This window comes from Cytobacillus luteolus, assembly GCF_017873715.1.
Taxonomy (GTDB): Bacteria; Bacillota; Bacilli; order Bacillales; family Bacillaceae_L; genus Bacillus_BV; species Bacillus_BV luteola.
The window spans coordinates 14,104-34,752 of sequence record NZ_JAGGKM010000009.1; the positions used below are offsets into that span (position 1 = coordinate 14,104).

Here is a 20,649-nt window from a genome sequence, read left to right on the forward strand (position 1 = left end):
TCATAAATTCCGATCGATTAGTTGTATATGACAGTGTATCCTAACTTTTTGTGAACAGGTAAATAAAGCACCTTAAATGTGGGTACTTTTTCTTTTCCTTCATCAAAAAAACAGTTAGAACCTCTGTGCATAAACAACCCCTCTACTAGTTTCTAATTTCACTATAATGGAATAAATTGTGAATGTCTACAAAAGATTCTCAGTTCACTGTCGGTCCTGTCCAACTCATGATTCCACCTTCAACATTGATGATTTTTTTATATCCAAGGTCTTGGAGAATTTGAGCAGCTTGCATGCTTCTATTTCCACTTCTACAAAACAAAACAATCTCTGAATCTATCGGAATTTGGTTATAGTTCTCTTTTAATGTACTTAGTGGTACATTTATCATCCCTTCAACATGTCCTTCCTGGAATTCATCCACTTCACGAACATCAACAAATACAACATTCTCAGTACTTGAATCAAGCTTTTCTGCTAGTTCTTCCGTAGTAATTGAAGTGATTCCTTTTGAATTAGTCATATTCATCCCCATGAAAACGAGTACAAGAACGATAGGTATAATAACTAGTAATTTTTTTGACATGGCTATCTAACTCCTACCCACATTTACCCATAAGGGTATATTATTATATAAAAATAAAAGAGCCATTGACTCTTTTATTCTTATCTACTTTTAACCAATAGGTTAACGGCTTCCTTCACAAGTTCTTCCGTATTTTGTCCGTTCTCATTAGCTTCTTTTACACATTCAACAAGATTGGAACTAACAATAACCCCGATGGTTCGATCAATTGCTGTACGTGAAGCAGAAAGCTGTGTTATCACATCTTTGCAATCCTTATTCTCTTCCATCATCTTTAAAATACCTCTAAGCTGACCCTCTATTCGTTTTACTCTATTTTTAATTTGGTCGTTATAATCCACTTATATTTCCCTCCAAGGAGTACTATCAAGATACAATCATTATAGCAATACCTGACTATTCTTGACAACATACCTTGATAGGTATAGAAACCATCAGTTGAAGAGAGCGGTTCTACTCAGTGACCAGAATTCGATCCTGGTCTTTACTTTCAACACCTTCATTGAAAGTAAGCCTCGTTTTAAATCGATAGGAAACCGCTTCGGAACTCACGGGGATATCCTTTGGCAAAGAAAAAGTGAAGGCCATTTTATTTGATTCATCCGAATCAATTTTCTTCGAAGTTAGGACTGTAGTAGAATCAATAAGCCTTTCTACCCCAGATACTTCATTTAACATGACTAGATCACAATCGATTCTTCTAATTTTCTGCTCAATTGTTCCTCCGTGAATAAGAAAGTGTCCACTAATATCTTCCCCACGTCTGTATTTTTCTTTTGGCAGAATAAGATCTATCCGTGCAGATCCAATACCTAAAAGTGATAAATATTTTCTTAAAATCACTCTCCCCTCCCCCTCCTTAATTATTACTTGCAATTTTACTATATTTATCATCAATTCGCTTTTCAATTCGTTCTAGCTCGCGTTTATCTTTTAGAAGTTCTTCTTTATTTTTCTTTAATAGGTCTTGTAATGATAACTTCATTTTTCTCATTTTTGATTTTCCCCTTTCAATGATAATTGCAATGTTAGGATTAGATCATCTAATCTCTGGCTTTGTTTTATTGTTTCTTCACAATTTAAACCATTGGTCCGAACTAAGCTGGTAAGTTTATCTTTTTCGATTTGATATTCATTTTGCAAGATTTGAGAATTTTTCATGAACTAACCCCCATTTCCAGTTAAAAATAATAAAAACCTTTACCGAGTGTGGTAAAGGTTTTTAAATACATAAAGACCTTTACCGAATTGGTAAAGGTCTTGCTAACAACGGTAAGGTTGCCAACAAAGCCGAGAGTATGATAACTCCGAAATGACGACTTTGATGTTAAAGCTACTCCCCTTTAGGAGAACTTATTCAACTGTATATATCAATAATAATAGAATTATAGAGAACTGTCAATTGGTATTTGTTAGACTATTGGATCAATTATGAAAAAGCGGAGGAATTCTGTTAGAAGAAAAAGTGTATCTTTGGTAATATAGGGAAAGATAAAAATAGTCTGTAGAAATGAGGTACATGCAAATGACATATGTTCTTTTATTAGTTGGATTTGCATTATTGATTAAAGGTGCTGACTACTTTGTAGAAGGTTCTTCTACCATAGCAGCAATGCTAAAGATTTCCCCACTATTAATCGGTTTGACCATTGTTGCATTTGGTACCAGTTCTCCGGAAGCTACAGTAAGTATCCTTGCTGCTCTTGATGGAAATGCTGGAGTTGCAATTGGGAACGTAGTTGGAAGCAATATTTTTAACATTACACTTGTCGTAGGAATTACAGCTATGATTAATCCTTTAAAGGTTGAAAGTACAACGATTCGTAAAGAGATACCATTTACTTTATTAGCTAGCGTTACTCTTCTTGTACTTATTGCAGATATGACATTACAAGGATTTGATGAGAATTTAATTACGAGAAGTGATGGACTAGTATTTTTACTTATTTTTGCAGTTTTTTTGTATTATATCTTTGAGGTTGCACGAAATAACCGTGAATCAAGTTCAGATACTACTCCTATTGAAAAGAAAGGTCCTATAGGAAAATATATTCTTTTTACAGTTGGGGGTCTAGTAGCCATTATCTTTGGTGGAGATCTCGTTGTTGATAGTGCCACGGAGATTGCGTTTTCCTTTGGTATGAGTCAAACACTTGTTGGTCTTACAATTGTCGCAGTTGGAACTTCACTTCCAGAATTGATTACTTCGATCACTGCCGCGATTAAGAAGCAAAGTGAAATTGCCTTAGGGAACATTGTGGGTAGCAATATCTTTAACATTCTCTTTGTCCTTGGTGCATCTTCACTTATCTCACCACTTGCTGTGATTGATGAAATATTCATTGATATTATCCTCATGATCATCTTAACTGTTGTACTTCTCATCTTTTCAAAAACACAATACAAAATTGCTAAATCAGAAGGCTTTGTCTTAGCGGCAGCGTATATTGCTTACATGATTTATATTATATTGAGAAATTAAACCAAGAGAAAGTCCTACATCACGACGGGTAGGACTTTCTTTATCTCATCTAGTTCAGCAAGTTAAAAGTTCTTTTTCCTTTTTGCTAAATGATCTCGATCAATATTTTGTGGGGGTTCTTCCATCCATCCCTCGTTTATCATGATATTTGCACCATCTTCTGCATATAAGGTAATCTCTGGAATAAGGGATGCATATTTCAAGCCTAGGTCGCGACGAGGACTTGCTGCAAGTGCCATTCCGTAGTTTCCTATTCCTGCAGCAATCATCCCTGAAGCGTGAAACATGATAAGCTTATCTGAGAAAACCTTTTGGGTCGAATTAGTCACATCGGAGTCCCAAGTCATTGGTGCCGGTAAATCTTCCTTTAAAAGAAAATCATTAAAGTTCTCTATATGTTTTTGAGCTATCCTCTTCCCTCTAATGATATAATCTTTTACTTCTTCTCGCATAGCAACCTGGGCAAAGCCAACCATTAACGCTTTTCCAATTGTATTAGTTTGTATGTTTAAAAATAGATGGGTGATTTCAATAGCTGTTAGTGGTCTTTTTTTACCAAGAAAACCTGTTAAGAAAGATTGTTTTTCAATGAAATCTACCTTTTCCGGTACAGAGATATAAGGTGGTTTAATGTAAGTTCCTTGTTTTAGCATAATGTCCCTTGCCATATCCTGTAGTTTGACCGCTGCTTTAAAAACAGACTTATGGAAATCTACGATATCTGCTCTAGTTACAACTCCAAGTGCGGCACTACTCGCGGTCATTGCCAGGATTGACATTTGACGTAAATACATAAGTACAAAGGTATCCGAGAAGAGCCTTGGAGCGCTAACGTCCACATCTTCTTCTGTAAAACCAATCGGTGTCGGAAAATTCTCTTTTTCAAACAAATCACCTAAAAAAGCAACATTTGTTTCAGAAGTATGTAGTGTGAATTCAATTACAGGACGTACTTCCTCATCTTCAACCTTTTCTAAGAAATACCGCTGAACACATATTGAAAGTGAATCATTAAAATACTGGGACCACAATGTTGCCATTTCTGCAGATGTCAGTCGAACTTTAGACTTATCTTCCATTCTTTGTTACACCTTCTTTGCATAGTTATATTCAGTATTTCCCAAAAATAAAAAGGGTATGTTCAAATTCCATTTATTTTACAATTCAATTCTCTATAACATTTTAAAAGAAAAGTTTCATCAGTTTTCGGTAATACGCTTGAATACAAAGTATCTTTTACGTTATCTTTATAACATTAACTAAAACCTAGAAGGTGTGTTATATCGTGAGAATTAATAAATATCTAAGTGAATCTGGAATTACATCTAGACGAGAAGCGGACAAGTGGATCGCAGCAGGAAGAATTACAATTAATGGCGAAATTGCTGAATTAGGGAGCAAAGTTGAGAACGGCGATGACGTTCGTGTTGATGGAAAACCTGTCAAGCTTACCGAGGAATATGTTTATATTGCATTAAACAAGCCAGCTGGCATCACAAGTACTACCGAACGCCATATCAAAGGGAATATTATTGATTTTGTAAATCACCCTCAAAGAATTTTTCATATTGGTAGGCTTGATAAGGATTCCGAAGGCCTTATTCTACTTACAAACGATGGTGATATCGTAAATGAAATTCTTCGTGCAGAAAATAAGCACGAAAAAGAATACATTGTAACAGTAGACAAGCCTCTAACACCTGAATTTTTAAAGCAAATGTCATTAGGTGTAGAAATTCTAGACACCAAAACCTTACCATGCAAAGTAACTCAGTTATCAAAATATGTTTTTAAAATAATCTTAATGCAAGGATTAAATCGTCAAATCAGACGGATGTGTACAGCACTAGGATACAACGTTCGAAAGTTGGAACGCATTAGAATCATGAATATTCATTTGAATGAACTTCCTAGGGGTCAATGGAGAGATCTTACTAATAAAGAACTTAAGGAATTATTTTGGGAGTTAAATTATCAACCAAAGCAAACGAATTAGCTCTGAAATAATATAGGAAGGAGCGAAGTTAAGATTCGTCCTTCCTATTATTTTCTGCCTCTAATAGCATATTGGCCTCATCTACTGGTAGAGGTTCTGAGAAAAGATAGCCTTGCCATAAATCGCACCCATTCTCTTTTATAAATTCAAGCTGTTCCTCTGTTTCTACTCCTTCTGCAACTACTATGACATTTAATGCCTCTGATAAGGTAATCAGAGCTTGTATTATATAATTTGTCTTTGAACACGGTCCAATTTTTCCGATAAAACTCTTGTCTATTTTTAATGTATCAAACGTAAAATCCTGTAAGTAGCTTAATGAAGAGAAACCGGTCCCAAAATCATCAATCGCTATTCTTACCCCTATTTCATTCAACCTTGAGAAGACACCCTTAGTCATTTCTGCATTTTGCATGGCCATAGATTCAGTTATCTCTAGCTCAATTAATGATGGTTCAATGGACCCCTTATGAATACATGTTTTTACCAACTCCGGAAACTCTCTATTATTCAACTGATAATAGGAAACATTTATACATAAAACTAAATGCTGATGACCCGCTTCGTGCCAAACCTTTAATTGCCTAATGGACTCTTCTAAAACCCATGCCCCAATTTCATTTATAAGTCCTAACTCTTCAGCGATTGGTATAAATACATCAGGAGGATACTTCCATCTAATAAGTGCCTCAAACCCTTGTATTTGATTAGTAGCAGTATCTATCTTAGGTTGATAAAATATTCTAAAATCTTTTTCTTGCAGAGATGCTCTTAGCTCTCTCTCAATAGTGGAGCGCTTTTGAATCTCTTTTTCCATATCAGGGTGAAAAAATAAATAGTTATTTTTCCCACTATGTTTTACAACATACATAGCAGTATCTGCTTTTTTAATTAAAGTCTCAATATCGATTCCATCTTCCGGAGAAAAAGAAATACCAATACTAGATGTAACAAAATAATTTTTGTCATAAATTGAAATAGGCTGCTCTAAAACAGATAAAATTCTTGTTGCTATAGTCTTTGTTTCATCTTTGGTTGCTTTTTTTAAAACACAGAGAAATTCATCTCCACCGATTCTTGCAAGAATATCATCTTTTCTAACACAAGCCCTCATTCTATTCGCAATTTCGAGTAAAGCTAGATCTCCAACAAGATGTCCATCTGTATCATTAATGATTTTGAAGCGGTCTAAATCAATAAACATAAGGACAAATTGTTCACTACCAACGATTTTTTCTAGCACCTCGGTCACAAAGGCACGATTCGGCAAGTGTGTTAATGAGTCTCGATAAGCCAGATCATTAATAAGTTGATCAGCCTTTTTCTTTTCCGTAATGTCTCTATAATTTAGAACAATTCCTTCAATACCCCACTCATCAATTAAGTTAGTTACGCTTATTTCAATATCTCTAACACTTCCATCTACATGTAAAAGTGGCATTTCAAATAAAAGAGTCCTTTTAGGAAGATCCAATACTTTTTGAAAATCATTGATAGCTGTTTCAAAATAAAGGGTAGGAACGAATTCGGAAAAATGTCTACCAACCACATCCGAAGGGTGGAAACCTAATATTGTTTCAACGCTCAAACTGATATATGTAAAGTATCCCATAGGATTTATGATTGCGATTACATCAAAGGAGTGTTCGATTAGTTTATATAGCTGGACTTCTTTTTTCTTTTGTTCAGTAATGCATTTAATTACGCCAATTAATTCAACTGGCTCGTTCTTTTCATTTCGGACAACGTACCCTTGCGCCGAAAAATACTTAATACCATCTGTTGGTTGATCAAATCTAAAGTCAGCATCAAACAGGTGATTTTTCACAAGTGCTTCTCTATAGGCTTTACGAACTAAAGGAACATCTTCAGGATAAACCTTTTCCCAAAAGACTTTAGAATTTACACTTTGTTTCCCTTCCGTAGGTACTCCCAGCAGTTCCCATAGCTCTGGAGAATATTTTATTAAGTTAGTCGTTATATTATATTCCCAATTTGCTACATCACCCATTCTTTGCACATTTGTTATATGCTCATAGGTTTTCTTCTGTTCTGTAATGTCCATTGATAACCCATCTAATCGTATTAACTTGTCATTTTTAAAGGTAGGTTTAAGCTTTTCACGAATCCATCGAATTTCACCTGATGGAGTAAAAATCCGATATTCACGGTTTTTTAAGGCTTGTTCAGATGATTCCCCTTCCTTAAAAAAAGAGTCCCTTAAGTCCTCTTGATGCATGATTCCAAACCATATTTCAGGCTTGTTGTAAAATTCAATAGAAGAGAATCCAAAAACTTTAATAGCATTTTCAGACATATAAAGAACTTCTCTATTGGAGATATCTGCAGCCCAAATGGCAATTTCCAGCTCATCTGTAATATCCTTTAACAGCTCTTGTGTTTCTTGTATTTTATGTTCATAATGACTTTGGTAGCTTAGATCAGGTGTAAAATAAACAAAGAATCCAATGATTTGCTCCTGAAAGTATAGAGGTGAAAGGCAGGCGAAAACCTTTATATACGTTCGATCTGCTTGCTTTAATCGGCATTCAACATTTACAGCAGGAAGAACTTCATCTTCTAATTGTAAATGATTTTCCCATAGGTGATAGTCGCCTGGATGAATATGTGCTGATAAACTTGTATGAATCAGCTCCTTTGGAGTTAGTCCCAAGATAGTTCGACTAGCATCATTGACCAATTGAATTTTCCCTTGTCTGTCGATTATGAACATCATATCTTTACATTCATTAAAAAAGTAATGCAAAATTAGGTCCTCTGTCACAAGATATTCAATCATGTTCACCGAAATCACCTCCCCTTCACATGATTCTCCTAACTTAGAATTACCTAAGCACCAAGATAGATACGATACGTGACTATAAACATTAATACAATTTCAACGTTCGATCATACCTTACTACTTGCCTTCCGTCCTCCTTAGTATCTACAAATGATAAATTAAGCTATTCATGCTATTTTCTTGTTATACTTTTCTACCTATGATAATAATGAAAATAGACGAATCTAGTATGAAGGTGATTACAATGTGCGGACGTTTTACTTTATTTGCTGATTATGCTGACATCATTGAGCGTTTTTCTATACAGCAAGGCATTTCTATCGATGAATATGAATTTAGCTATAACATTGCTCCCTCTCAGACCGTGTTATCTGTCATAAACGATGGAAAGAAAAATAGAATGGGCTTTTTACGTTGGGGTCTTATTCCACCCTGGGCAGAGGATGAAAAAGTTGGTTATAAGATGATTAATGCACGAGCGGAAACATTGGCTGATAAGCGTAGTTTCAAAAATGCTTATAAATCCAAACGCTGTCTAGTCATTGCCGATAGTTTTTATGAATGGAAGAAACACCCTGACAAAACGAAAACACCTATGAGAATTAAACTGAAATCCTCCGACCTTTTTGCAATGGCAGGATTATGGGAGCACTGGAAATCCCCAAAGGGTGAATCCGTTTATTCTTGTACAGTCATTACAACCACACCTAATGAACTGGTAAAAGACATTCATGATAGAATGCCAGTTATTTTGAAACCAGAAGACGAAAAGATTTGGTTAGATCCTACAATTACTGGTTCTGATCGATTAGGGAATTTATTAAAACCACTTCCAGAAGAGTACATGGAAGCATATGAGGTATCTTCCTTGGTTAATTCACCAAGGAATAACTCTCCTAATTTGGTACAGGAGATTGGGTGAATTCATTTTATGTGACCTCGGATTGGGATTTTTGGTGGTTGGAGGGCTCATAAAACCGTTTATGTGACCTCACTTTTAGCTTTTCTCTGATTGGAGGACTCATAAAACCGTTTATGTGACCTTACTTTTGTCTAACCGGTGTTTTGAGGGTTCATAAATCCATTTATGTGACCTCACTTTTAGCTTTTCTCTGGTTGGAGGGCTCATAAAACCATTTATGTGACCTCACTTTTGGCTTTTCGCTGGTTGGAGGGCTCATAGAACCATTTATGTGACCTCAGTTAAACCTATTCAAGTGTTTGAGGGTTCATAAACTCTATTTTACAAAAATAATAGTTGTAATCATTTTCAGAAAATTCTAGAATATACATAAGCTAGACAACCTTAATTATGGATAGGAGGAATAACATGAAAGAATTCAAAAATTACGAAGAGTTTTGGCCCTTTTATTTAACTCAGCACAGTAAAAAATCAACTAGAATGTGGCATTTTGTTGGAACAACCTTTGTTTTTATTTGTATCGGCCTTGCAATTTATTTTTCAAATGCTTGGTTTATTTTACTCGCACCTGTAATCGCTTACAGTTTTGCATGGATTTCTCACTTCTTTATTGAAGGAAATAAACCAGCTACCTTTGGCCACCCGTTTTGGTCATTACGTGCGGACTTTCAAATGTATTTCTTTACGTTATTCGGAAGACTTAACAGTGAATTAGCGAAGCTTGAAGAAACAAATCACAAAATAGCAAAGTAGTGAAAAAGACAGCTCCATTTAACTAGAGCTGTCTTTTTAAACTCAAATAGTTTCATCTGTGCCTTCTTTGAAACTCATCCTTCTAAATCCTCATATGAATTCATCATCCATAAACCGATATCCTTAAATCCAATGCGTTTATAAATGGCACCGGCGGCTGGATTATCATAAAACAAACATAATTCCTTATTCTCAGCAAGCAACTGCTTACAAAGCTTTACCATGCATTTAGAAGCATATCCCTTTTTCTTATAGTCTTCTAGAGTAGCAACACCAACAACCATTGCAGATAATGTATTTTCTGCTGTTGTTGAAGCTGTTGATACCATCTTCCCATTTTCCCTAATAAAGAATGATCTTGATACTCCCTTTTCTAACCCACGGCGTTTTGACTCCACTGTTGTATGAGATTCATTAAACTCTGGTATAGCACGAAGTAAAGTAACGAGCTCCTCTGCATCATCTGGAACTGCCTGAAGTACGGTGGACATATCAATATCATGTGTTGTATCAGAGCTTAACTCTGTACATTTTGCATAATAAAATTGTCTTTTTCGTTTTAGACGCTTCATTTTTATGTATGGTTCTATTTGTTCTGTTATCTCTTTTAATCCTGACATCATCGAATACGTAGCTTCCTGATCCATAATTTCAGCAAATGCCTGGGCATTAAATTTAGAAATCGCATAGGGTATAAAGTTTTCTTCATATCTTAGAAGGACAGCAATTAATTCGCCTTTACCATTGAACTCGCCCCATACTTTTTGAAACTCTTGGTCATATCCAAAAGCCTCAATATCCCCAATTAAAAATAGATTCTCTGCTGGCTGTCGTTTTAATAACGCAAAACATTGCTCATGGTCGTTTTGACTTAATCTTCTAATCAAATTTCCCTTTCTCCTCTCACTATAAATTTCTCCTATTTTACTCCAACTTTCAAAATTAAGGAAGTATAATTTCCCCTTAATAAAAATGACGATTTTCCTATGGTTAATAGTTTGTGAGACCTATTCCGGGTTTAGTGAACTGTTCATATAGTATAGTGAAAGGAGGTCATTATATGGACTTCAAGACTGACAATTTAGTATTTTTATATTTAGCTTGTATTCTTGCAGGATTTGCCATCATAAAGATTTCAACTACAGCAGCTATATTAATTAGCTTAAAACCCATTCTTATTATTATTGCCGTCATAGTCATCTTACTTTTCTCATTCCTAATTATTTGGAAAGGGATCAAAACTCTAATGAAGAAGTAGCTATCAGAAAGGCTCAAGAAACAACTTGAGCCTTTCGACCTACGAAATAAGTACTTTTTGTAAAATATAAAAGAGGAATAAAAGGAAAAGCGTCGAATTATCAGTTAAAAACTACGGCAAATTGGAGGTTAGTTTCACTTGAAGTCTATCTCAAAACAATACAACATAGAGACTATTATTAAATTTCTTGAAAATAGAGAAACTGAATTTATAGAAGAATGGTACAAATCGACTTTAACAGATGAAAAAGATTTTAATAAAGAAAAAGTGAAGTTAAACGGACTACATATGTATGGAATTATAAAAAAAGCAATTCGCTCATCTTTCTGCCCTAAAGAAGTAAGAGAGTTTGCTTATAAGGTTGCGGAAGAAAGACTTGAATCCAATACGAACATTGGAGAGTTTGTATTCAATGTAAATACGGGCCGTAGCATCATTATTAAGTATGTTCTTTTGTCAGAGCTTCCTATCATTGAACTACAAATGATAATTAATGAGATTAATGATCTTTTTGATCAATTTTGCTATCATGCTGTTTCAAGATACACTGATTTAAAGGATAAACAAATTGAAGAGAAAAATCTGTTTATAAATGAAATCCACAATGATAAATTGGCAGTACTTGGCCAAATGTCTTCTAGTTTTGTACATGAATTTCGTAATCCACTAACCTCAATTATTGGTTTTACAAAGATATTAAAAAATGAAAATCCCAATCTGAAATACCTTGATATAATTGAACATGAGCTTAATCAGCTAAAATTTAGAATTACTCAATTTTTACATACCTCAAAGATTGAAGTGAATGGGCATCATAAAGAAAACTTTCAAGTTTCGACCTTGTTTGAAGAGATTTTGCAGTTAACCTATCCTAGTATTGTAGATAATGATGTAAATATTATCTCAAATCTCGATAAAGAAATTTTCATTGACGCTAACAAAGAAGAACTAAAACAAGTGCTTCTTAATATCATAATTAATTCAATCGATGCATTAAGGGAAAAAGAAAAGCCTAGAAAACTTACAGTTTCTACATTTTTGGAAAGTAATAAAAATATAATTCAAATATCCAATAATGGGCCGGAGATTCCACCTGCATCCTTAAATACAATTTTTGAACCTTTTTACACAACAAAACAGCTCGGGACAGGAATTGGGTTATATGTGTGTAAAAAAATAATTGAAAATCACCATGGGATTATTACATGCCAATCAAATAAAGAATTAACAACCTTTAGAATTTCTCTCCCCATTTAACCCTGACTTAGAAGCAATTCTCTCCTAAAGAGACGAAAAATTAATATATTTAAGAAACTTCTACAAATTACTCGTTGTAGAGTTTTTTTATTTTATAGCCTGCATTATATTGGAAGGTTTGTAAATAATAAAAATGAATTTTTAAATAAACTTGTTCTAGGAGTGCATCTGGTGAATCAAATCCCCCCTTATCGTCGAAATAGAGCATATATTACTCAATTTACATCCACACAGCTCCACTTACGGAATCCCTATGTTGTTGCCTTTTTCTCATTTGCTTACCCTGGATTTGGTCATCTGCTTCAGCATAAGTATTTAGCTGCTTATATACTTATTTTATGGGAACTGTTTATCAACAATCTTGCCAATGTTAATCTATGTATCCATTACTCCATGATTGGGGATTTTGAAACTGCAAAAGAAGTCATAAACGAAAGATGGCTTATGCTTTACGTAGGTATTTATATGCTTGGAATTTGGGATAGCTATAGGACCACTGTGGAACTTAACAGACAATATATTTTGGCCGATCGAGAGGATGCTCCAGTCCTTCCAATAGTTTTAGGATCGTTCGGTATAAATTACTTGGACAAACGTAAGCCTTGGGTTGCTTTATCTTGGTCTGCTTTAGTACCTGGTTTAGGTCATTTATACATTCATCGCATTATAACTGGTTTTTTTATATTTGGATATACAGTTGCCATTCTTTATTATGGTCATATTCCACTAGGAATTAAATATTCAATGTTAGGTGATTTTGAAAAAGCGAAAGAGGTTTTGGATATTCAATGGTTATTATATCTTCCATCGATTTACCTTTTTATCATATATGATGCGTATACTTCATGTGTAGAGTTAAATAAATTAACAGAAAAAGAGTTGTCTAAGTTCTTACGCCTGAATTATCAGCATCCAAATTTTGAATTCCCCGTAAAAGACTAGGAGTGTTTTAACATGATGGTGATTGCTACATTCGAAAATTCAATCTATATTGAATTAGCCATAACAGCATTGGAGCAAAAAGGAATCCCTAAAGAAAGAATATTCGCTGCTCCACTCGATAAAAGACAAGAACCTAGACAAATTTTTGACACTATTCACCAAGCAGATGGTATTAGTCTTTTTGATGCAGGGGCCATTTTAGGAACATGTCTCATGCTGTTAGGGGCAATTTATGGACAAATTTTAGAATGGGGGCCAATTATTTGGGGGATTATTGGGGCCGTCGTCGGGATTGTACTAGGCATAAGTATCAAATTATTTATCTTTAGAAAAAAGCAGTTCAGTCGAAAAAAAATCGTATCTGAAGTTGTCTTAATGATACGTTGTGATGCCCATCAATGGGATCTAGTTGAAAAAATCCTCTGGGAAAATACTGCTATAGGTCTTACGAAAGTGAAATAAAGTTAAACTTATTGTACGAATGATACATACATAGGAAAAGGATATTTTACTGTAGGACCCATCGAAACCATTTTATCCGTTAAAGTATGAAACAAATAAAAGGCTGCAAAATGACAGCCTCTTTTAAATACTTATTTAGCTAATACTGGTGATTTCCGATGTTTCGTTGCTTGCTCATAGCTATAACCTAACTTAAGTAAGAGACCCTCACTAAAAGCACTAGCTGCAAAAGTAATACCAAAAGGTCTCCCGTTTTCCATATAGCCAGCTGGTAGTGCAATCGAAGGATAACCCGCTTTTGCACAAATGGTTGAGCCTATATAGGAAGGGAATAAAATCGCATCGAGATTATACTTTTGTAAAGCATAATCAATACCTTGTTCTTGGGAAAAATATATATCTTCTACTCTTGCTTTTAAATAGCCCGGACTTCTGAATGCATCAGTTAACGATTCTCTATATTCTAATTTGTCCTGTCCATATTTTAAGGCCTTTTCATGATGGTCTTTATTATATTGAACAAGTTCACTAAAATTATGAACAGGAAGGTAACTAGGTAAGCTTGCTAGATAATTTCCAAGACTTACCCTTAGTTCATTGATATTTACATCCCAACTCCACTCTCGATGGAAGGAAGGAATTTCGATATCTTCAATAACAGTGGCACCTGCCTCTTCTAAGTTACGAATGACCTCTCTGAATAAATTTTCGTCAAACTCCCCTGATTCGTAGTATTCTTTATCTGACTGATTGAAAGTGCCAATTCTAGCACCTGATAATCCTTGTAAATCTAGGAATTTTGTATAATCAATCTCTGCTCTACCTTCACTTTTGAACGTGGCTGGGTCATTTTGGTCAACGCCTGTTAGTACTCCGAGTGTAATCGCTACATCCTCAACCGTTCTTGCAATAGGTCCTGCCGTATCTTGAGTTATCGTAAACGGTATGATTCCAGATCTGCTTATTAATCCGACTGTCGGCTTTAAACCAACAACAGAACTTTGAGTGGCCGGGCTTAATATGGAAGCATCGGTCTCCGTTCCTATCGCTAATACTGTTAAGTTTGCTGAGACAGCAACCGCTGAACCTGTACTTGATCCCCCAACAAAAAACTCACCAGGACCATAAGGATTAACGACTTGTCCACCACGTGAACTATACCCTGCCCACATTTCAGATGACATCCCATTCGCAAATTCTGTCATATTTGTTTTACCTAAAATAATCGCCCCTGCTTCACGCAGCTTCTCTACTAAAAAGGCATCCTTTGAAGCTAAGTGATTCTCAAGAGCAATCGAACCTGCACTTGTATGGGTATGATCAATTGTTTCAATGTTGTCCTTAAGTAATACAGGGATTCCGTGTAATGGACCTCTTATTCCCTTTGTCACTCTTTCGTGGTCTAACCCTTCAGCAATAAAAATTGCATCAGGGTTCACTTCAAGAATTGAATTTAACTTTGGTCCATCCTGATCGTATTGTGCCATTCTATATAAGTAATACATAACCAGCTCTTTGGAGGTTACTTTCCCAAATTCCATAAGTTCTTGTAGTTCTTGAACGGTTAGTTCCTCATTTAAATATTCATTAAACCTTATTTCCATGTCCATTTTCCCTCTACTTCTATTAAATTACCAAACAATTGATATTATAGCATTTACTTCCAAGTGGAAGTCACATTTTTTTGAACTTGACTATAAATACTTACATCATAGTATAATGATACAAAGATTATCAATGAGGAGATTACAATTAATGAATCCAGTGTATAAAAGAAATGAAGGATTCCGACTAAGCTTTAAAAATCCGATTCCTGCGACGTTTTTAATCTTAATGATGCAAGGCAAAAGTGCCGGTGCTAATAAAGGTATGCTTACCATTATTGATATGAGTTTAAAAGGGGCAAAAGTTTTTTCAACACTACAACTTCCAACACCTAACACTCAGATAAAAATCGACATAACGATAAATGAACAACCACTAGTCATTGAAGGTGAATTAGTCTGGAGCAAAAAAGTTAGTACTGGTTATACATACGGAGTATCGTTTGACCCACACTCCTACTCGGAGCAACAACTTCTTTCTGAACTTAAAACCTATGCCGCAACTAAATAGCTGATTCAATAGGTAAACTGACAATCTAACTGAATGTCAGTTTTTTACTTTTTTATCAAACGATACAAAAAAGTGGTACAATAAAGGATATTATGGCTTGCTAGGAGGATTAGAAATGCCAGATTGGTCCTATCATGTCTTATTTAAACCTATACTTTCTAAATTATCACCTACGGTATCAAGGGAGTTTATCCATCGTGGAATGAGTCGAATTGCTTCTGTCCCAGGAGGGCATCATTTTATAAACTTTCTTGGAAGAGAGGAATCTTCTCCTGCTTTAAGTACTGAGGTAAATGGTTTACAACTTAGTAATGTAGTTGGACTTTCGGGGAAAATCGATCCCCTACTTTCTGGAACTAAAGCTTTTTCAAATCTTGGCTTTGGTTTTTTAGAAGTTGGTCCCGTTACTATCGAAGCAACCCCAATGACTCCTCCGACCGTTATGAGAGACGAGCAAACCATTGAGTTTACACCTTTTGTTGAATCTCTAGGTCTTACTAAAACAGTAGATAAACTAGAGAATTTTCGAAAAAAACAACCTGTTATTGTAAGACTATCTGGTAGTACAGACGAAATTGAGATTATGATACAAGAAATAGAGCCTTATGCAGATGCCTATATTATCGATACTCGGGAACAGATAGAAGATTGGAACAGTATTCCTTCTCTATCAACTAAACCTATCTATATTGGAATAAGAAGCAATCAGATTACTAATCACTCAATTGAGGTGTTAGATTGTTTTAGCGGGGTTGTGTTAGATGAAGATGAAGCGGAAATTGATTCTATTAACCTCAAAAACCATCTAAATGCAATATCATATCTTCGTCAAAATAAGTTTACAAAAACAGTCATTACAGTTGGTGGTATCCTCGAACCTAGTGATGCACTAAGTTTACTAGACGCAACAGCTGAGTTAGTAATGGTTTCCGGAGGCTATGTTTTCTCTGGGCCAGGACTACCCAAAAGGATTAAGGAAGCACAGTTAGCTAGAATTCAAAACCAGTTATTACTAGAGGAAAAGGGCTGGGTTTGGTATTTTCTGTTTGGGCTTTCCATCTTAATAGGTGGACTTCTTGCCCTACTAATAAGCATTACTTCAATTATTCTGCCTTATGATGAGTATTTTCTTAACATGAAGAAAGAAACAATCGGGAGCTTCAACAACCGTATTTTATTCTTTATGGCACATGATCGAATGACTCTTGCTGGGACCATGATTTCCGGGGGAATTGTGTATATTGCACTCTCCTATTATGGTATCCGTAAAGGCCTACTTTGGGCTAAGCAAGCTACCGATGCCGCAGCTATCACTGGCTTTTTGGGGATACTAATGTTTATCGGTTACGGTTATTTAGATTGGCTTCACCTGCTCTTTTGGATTATTTTAGCCCCTTTTTATGTAATGGGGTTTATGAAAACAAAACATCTAAAAGGTACTCCATCCTCTACCAATAGAACGAATCATGTTATTTGGAGACATAGTTTACTAGGACAATTTTTATTCGTCGTTCTTGGATTTTCTCTTACACTAGGTGGAATTGTTATTTCTTACATTGGGGTCACTACCGTATTTATACCAACAGATATTTCTTATATTTGTATGCCACCAGAAATGCTGGATGAATTTAATGATAAGTTAATACCTGTCATTGCTCATGATCGGGCAGGATTTGGAAGTGCACTTATCAGTGTTGGGTTATTGATACTAATGCTTAGTTTATGGGGCTTTCAACAGGGAAACAAGTGGGTTTGGTGGACCTTACTCATTGGAGGAATTCCTGCTTTTATTTCCGGAATAGCTGTCCATTTCACCATTGGCTACACTACATTTACTCACCTGCTTCCTGCTTACTTTGCTTTAGTACTATTCTTACTAGGTTTAATATATAGCTATCGTTTTTTTCATTACAAGTAAATAGGAGTTCAATTGCTCTCTGTGGATGGTTAGAGGGCTTTAGTAATGTTTCGTACAGATTGAGTAGTTGTTGGGGGGAACTTGGCTGATTCACTGGTTTATTCGGACTGGTTGGGTTTTTGCTAAGGGAACCTGGCTGAATCAAGGGCTTATTTGGACTGGTTGAGTAGTTGTTGGGGGGAACCTGGCTGAATCAAGGGTTTATTTGGACTGGTTGAGTTATAGCTAGGGATAACCTGGCTGAATCACGGGTTCATTCGAACAGGTTGAGTTGTTGCTAGGGGGAACCTGGCTGAATCACGGGTTCATTCGGACTGGTTGAGTTATAGCTAGGGATAATCTGGCTGAATCACGGGTTCATTCGAACAGGTTGAGTTATAGCTAGGGGGAACCTGGCTGAATTAAGGGCTCATTCGAACAGGTTGAGTTATAGCTAGGGATAACCTGGCTGAATTAAGGGTTCATTCGGACTGGTTGAGATTTTGCTAGGGGGAACCTGGCTGAATCACGGGCTCATTCGAACAGGTTGAGTTGTTGCTAGGGGGAACCTGGCTGAATCACGGGTTCATTCGGACTCGTTGACCAATACCAAAGGAAAACCTGTCCAAATCCTAGGCTCATTCGGACAGATTGAGCAGGAACAAAAGATAACTTGTCCGAATCACGGGCTCATTCGGACAAGTTGACTAGTAGCAAAAGAAAAAACTGGCCGTATCTCAACGCGCTGGGACTGGGGTCAGGCCCCAAAATAGGATAGTTGATTTTTACCATTTTGTTTTGACTGATATAGGGCATTGTCTGCTTGACGGAGTACTTGGTTTAAGTCCTTGTCGTCATTTGGCCACATAGCAGCACCTATACTGCATCCAATTTGAACACTGTTTCCTTCAATTTTAATTGGAGAATTAAGTGTCTGGATAATTCGATTTCCTATATTGTCACTTTCCTCTTTGTTATTCAGTTCAAGTAAGACAACAAATTCATCTCCACCCAGCCTAAAAACAGCTTCTTTGTTCTGAACAGAGTTCTTCAGTCTTTGAGCAACCTCTCTTAATAATAGATCTCCATGATGATGACCATAGGTATCATTCACAATTTTAAAACCGTCTAAGTCTAGATAAAAGACTACGACTTGTGAAGGACTCCTCTTGGATTCAAGTAATCTATCAATATACTGATCGAGTGCTAGGCGATTCGGCAATCCGGTTAAACTATCTAGTAAAGCCATCGATTCCATTTTATCCAAATTAGATTCTGTTTTAGTTAGTGTAGTAACCAAATCTCTTAATGAAACTGATAGAGTCTCGATGTCCTTAATACCCCTAATAATTGGAACCTCTACCCTCTCTCCATCTCTTAAACGTTCCGAAGAGTTTACTAATTTTCTAATTGGATTGGAAATAACTCCTGCTAAGACCCATCCAATTAATGAAAATACAACTAAAAATAATAGACCTAGCAAGATAATTTTATCTCTTGTTTCCTCAACTGATTTGAAAGCAATCTTTTCTGGCTGGCGAACGAGTACAGTCCATTCTAACCCTGGATATTGTAGGAATCCATCTGAAAATGCATATCCCGTTAAATATTTACTATCATCTGGCCATGTTTCAATTGTCCAGTTGTTCTCTCCAGATTGAGCTTTTGTGATTGCCTTCAACTGTAATTGTTGACCAACCATTTCTTTAGGTCCTAAAAGTACAGTATTGTTATTTTTGCTTATGATAAAAACATCAAGTTGATCGTCCCCTTCCTTTTGGATTGGTTCAATCACTGCCTGTTCGACCTCTTTCGCCCACTGCCAGCTTAAGTGCGCAGCTAGTACCCCGACAAATTCACCATTATCATTTACTACAGGAGAGCTAATATCAACAAATTTTATTGGTTCTCCTGTAGGATTAGGCAATAGCTTAGCAAGTAGTACAGCTTCATGTACATCACCAACAAATGTCTCTTTTGTCGCTTCAGTGTAGACCGGTCGTTCGGAAATATCTTTTCCTACTAAAATATCATCTGTAGCTGCTTTTACAATTCCATTCTCATCCGTAAAACCGATCCATGAATAAGCAGGAATATTCGCTTTTAATTCATTTAGTAATTGACTAATTCTTTCAACATTATCACTCTTTTGAAAGGTTTCTAGCTTACTAAGAAGCGTGACTTCACCATAACGAGACCACATGAAATGATCTAACTGATATGATAATTGAAATGCTTTTTCTGTCAGAGAATTACTAATCTCCTTTTCTACACTTTTGCTCGTTTCTTTGCTAACTGTCGAGCTTAAAATGGCAGTAAAAACTGCTATGAAAATAATAAAAATTAAAATGAAATAGGTTCTTAAGTTTACTGACATTCTTGTTTTCCCCTTGTGAACGAATTAGCTCCTTGCAAACTTTGTCTAAATATCATTCATTGCCATTATAGTTGAAAATCTCATTTAAGAAAAGACTATCTTTCACCCTAACCTCAATACGTTACCACTTTAACGCACTGGGGGTCAGGCCCCACTAATCTATTTCTTTTCCCAAAATTTTATGTTATTAATTATACAAGAGCATCGGATGTCTACATACCTGTTCTAGGAATAAGTTAAAACAAGAACCTCGAAAGGAAGTTTGTTTATCTATGGCATTAGAAGTCTTAAAGAAATTAAACTTCAAAGACAAAGCTCAACCAGTCTTAATACTTAATGCACCAACCTCATATCAGGAGGTTATGAAAGCTTTTGAAGGCGAAGTATATATTGAACCAATAGCATTAAACTATGATTTCATTCAAATATTTGGCACTTCTAATGAGGAAATCCAAACTGCAGCCCGAAATGCTGTAAGTTATCTAGTAGAAGATGGGTTATTGTGGCTTTGTTATCCTAAAAAGTCATCAAAAACCTATAAGGGCTCTGACTGTAGCCGTGAAACAGTTGCGGGACTATTAGCAGCAGAGGGGTATGAACCTGTGAGACAAGTTGCCGTTGATGAAGATTGGTCTGCTTTACGTTTCAGAAAAACTGATAAGATTAAAAAGATGGTTCGAACCTTCGCTGTTACGGAAGAAGGAAAAAAACGTACAGAACAAGATTAACAAAAAAATTGCCTAATTTTAAAATTAGGTATTGACGCAAAGGAATTGGATACACTATAATCCAACTTAAC

General features: G+C 35.7%; 21 protein-coding genes. 11 read left to right on the forward strand and 10 right to left on the reverse strand.

Annotated features, from left to right (window positions below; all coding sequences use genetic code 11):
* Window positions 1-199 precede the first annotated feature (199 nt).
* The 5 genes from J2Z26_RS19890 to J2Z26_RS19910 form a co-directional block, all read right to left on the reverse strand.
* Complete coding sequence (locus J2Z26_RS19890) at window positions 200-586, reverse strand: rhodanese-like domain-containing protein (protein ID WP_193534994.1); 387 nt, start codon at window positions 584-586, stop codon at window positions 200-202.
* Window positions 587-666: 80 nt separating this feature from the next.
* Window positions 667-927, reverse strand: a complete 261-nt coding sequence (locus J2Z26_RS19895; protein WP_193534995.1) for a metal-sensitive transcriptional regulator — start codon at window positions 925-927, stop codon at window positions 667-669.
* A gap of 112 nt (window positions 928-1,039) precedes the next feature.
* Window positions 1,040-1,429, reverse strand: coding sequence for a sporulation protein (locus J2Z26_RS19900; protein ID WP_193534996.1), 390 nt, complete (start codon window positions 1,427-1,429; stop codon window positions 1,040-1,042).
* A 16-nt stretch (window positions 1,430-1,445) separates the two neighbouring features.
* Complete coding sequence (locus J2Z26_RS19905; RefSeq protein WP_193534997.1) at window positions 1,446-1,580, reverse strand: FbpB family small basic protein; 135 nt, start codon at window positions 1,578-1,580, stop codon at window positions 1,446-1,448.
* Entirely contained in the window at window positions 1,577-1,747 is a 171-nt protein-coding gene (locus tag J2Z26_RS19910; RefSeq protein ID WP_193534998.1) for a Spo0E family sporulation regulatory protein-aspartic acid phosphatase, read from the reverse strand. The genes J2Z26_RS19905 and J2Z26_RS19910 overlap by 4 nt, the downstream gene beginning before the upstream one ends.
* Window positions 1,748-2,111: 364 nt before the next feature.
* Here J2Z26_RS19910 and J2Z26_RS19915 point away from each other — a divergent pair, with 364 nt between their 5' ends.
* Window positions 2,112-3,068, forward strand: a complete 957-nt coding sequence (locus J2Z26_RS19915) for a calcium/sodium antiporter (protein WP_193534999.1) — start codon at window positions 2,112-2,114, stop codon at window positions 3,066-3,068.
* Window positions 3,069-3,130: 62 nt separating this feature from the next.
* Here the strand turns inward: J2Z26_RS19915 and J2Z26_RS19920 are convergent, their stop codons facing one another.
* The gene (locus J2Z26_RS19920) at window positions 3,131-4,147 is read right to left on the reverse strand and encodes a DUF3231 family protein (protein WP_193535000.1); all 1,017 of its coding nucleotides are present in this window, start codon (window positions 4,145-4,147) and stop codon (window positions 3,131-3,133) included.
* 206 nt (window positions 4,148-4,353) lie between these two features.
* Between J2Z26_RS19920 and rluF the strand changes: the two genes are divergently transcribed.
* Entirely contained in the window at window positions 4,354-5,064 is a 711-nt protein-coding gene (gene rluF, locus J2Z26_RS19925; protein WP_193535001.1) for a 23S rRNA pseudouridine(2604) synthase RluF, read from the forward strand.
* 28 nt (window positions 5,065-5,092) lie between these two features.
* Here rluF and J2Z26_RS19930 read toward each other — a convergent pair whose 3' ends face one another.
* Window positions 5,093-7,864: an EAL domain-containing protein gene (locus tag J2Z26_RS19930; RefSeq protein WP_227413639.1), complete on the reverse strand. Its 2,772-nt coding sequence runs from the start codon at window positions 7,862-7,864 to the stop codon at window positions 5,093-5,095.
* A 247-nt stretch (window positions 7,865-8,111) separates the two neighbouring features.
* Here J2Z26_RS19930 and J2Z26_RS19935 point away from each other — a divergent pair, with 247 nt between their 5' ends.
* Entirely contained in the window at window positions 8,112-8,789 is a 678-nt protein-coding gene (locus J2Z26_RS19935) for an SOS response-associated peptidase (protein ID WP_193535087.1), read from the forward strand.
* A gap of 408 nt (window positions 8,790-9,197) precedes the next feature.
* Entirely contained in the window at window positions 9,198-9,542 is a 345-nt protein-coding gene (locus tag J2Z26_RS19940) for an Mpo1-like protein (RefSeq protein ID WP_193535003.1), read from the forward strand.
* A gap of 74 nt (window positions 9,543-9,616) precedes the next feature.
* On the opposite strand, the gene J2Z26_RS19945 is transcribed toward J2Z26_RS19940, so the two are convergent.
* A complete protein-coding gene (locus J2Z26_RS19945) occupies window positions 9,617-10,429 on the reverse strand; it encodes a GNAT family N-acetyltransferase (RefSeq protein WP_193535004.1) in 813 nt (270 codons plus the stop codon).
* A 173-nt stretch (window positions 10,430-10,602) separates the two neighbouring features.
* Here J2Z26_RS19945 and J2Z26_RS19950 point away from each other — a divergent pair, with 173 nt between their 5' ends.
* From J2Z26_RS19950 to J2Z26_RS19965, 4 genes are all read left to right on the forward strand, one after another.
* On the forward strand, window positions 10,603-10,800 hold the full coding sequence (locus tag J2Z26_RS19950; RefSeq protein WP_193535005.1) for a hypothetical protein: 198 nt from the start codon (window positions 10,603-10,605) through the stop codon (window positions 10,798-10,800).
* 138 nt (window positions 10,801-10,938) lie between these two features.
* Window positions 10,939-12,057, forward strand: a complete 1,119-nt coding sequence (locus J2Z26_RS19955; protein ID WP_193535006.1) for a histidine kinase N-terminal domain-containing protein — start codon at window positions 10,939-10,941, stop codon at window positions 12,055-12,057.
* Window positions 12,058-12,228: 171 nt separating this feature from the next.
* Complete coding sequence (locus J2Z26_RS19960; protein WP_193535007.1) at window positions 12,229-12,999, forward strand: hypothetical protein; 771 nt, start codon at window positions 12,229-12,231, stop codon at window positions 12,997-12,999.
* A gap of 12 nt (window positions 13,000-13,011) precedes the next feature.
* Complete coding sequence (locus J2Z26_RS19965; RefSeq protein ID WP_193535008.1) at window positions 13,012-13,461, forward strand: hypothetical protein; 450 nt, start codon at window positions 13,012-13,014, stop codon at window positions 13,459-13,461.
* Window positions 13,462-13,592: 131 nt separating this feature from the next.
* Here the strand turns inward: J2Z26_RS19965 and J2Z26_RS19970 are convergent, their stop codons facing one another.
* Entirely contained in the window at window positions 13,593-15,065 is a 1,473-nt protein-coding gene (locus J2Z26_RS19970; RefSeq protein ID WP_193535009.1) for an amidase family protein, read from the reverse strand.
* 151 nt (window positions 15,066-15,216) lie between these two features.
* Between J2Z26_RS19970 and J2Z26_RS19975 the strand changes: the two genes are divergently transcribed.
* Both J2Z26_RS19975 and J2Z26_RS19980 read left to right on the forward strand, forming a co-directional pair.
* Window positions 15,217-15,576 carry a PilZ domain-containing protein gene (locus tag J2Z26_RS19975; protein WP_193535010.1) on the forward strand — a complete coding sequence of 120 codons (360 nt, stop codon included), beginning with the start codon at window positions 15,217-15,219 and terminating at the stop codon, window positions 15,574-15,576.
* A 115-nt stretch (window positions 15,577-15,691) separates the two neighbouring features.
* The gene (locus tag J2Z26_RS19980) at window positions 15,692-17,494 is read left to right on the forward strand and encodes a dihydroorotate dehydrogenase (RefSeq protein WP_193535011.1); all 1,803 of its coding nucleotides are present in this window, start codon (window positions 15,692-15,694) and stop codon (window positions 17,492-17,494) included.
* Between the two features lie 736 nt (window positions 17,495-18,230).
* Here the strand turns inward: J2Z26_RS19980 and J2Z26_RS19985 are convergent.
* On the reverse strand, window positions 18,231-19,850 hold the full coding sequence (locus J2Z26_RS19985; protein ID WP_193535012.1) for a sensor domain-containing diguanylate cyclase: 1,620 nt from the start codon (window positions 19,848-19,850) through the stop codon (window positions 18,231-18,233).
* A gap of 272 nt (window positions 19,851-20,122) precedes the next feature.
* Here J2Z26_RS19985 and J2Z26_RS19990 point away from each other — a divergent pair, with 272 nt between their 5' ends.
* Window positions 20,123-20,578: a DUF3052 domain-containing protein gene (locus J2Z26_RS19990; RefSeq protein ID WP_193535013.1), complete on the forward strand. Its 456-nt coding sequence runs from the start codon at window positions 20,123-20,125 to the stop codon at window positions 20,576-20,578.
* Window positions 20,579-20,649: the final 71 nt, after the last annotated feature.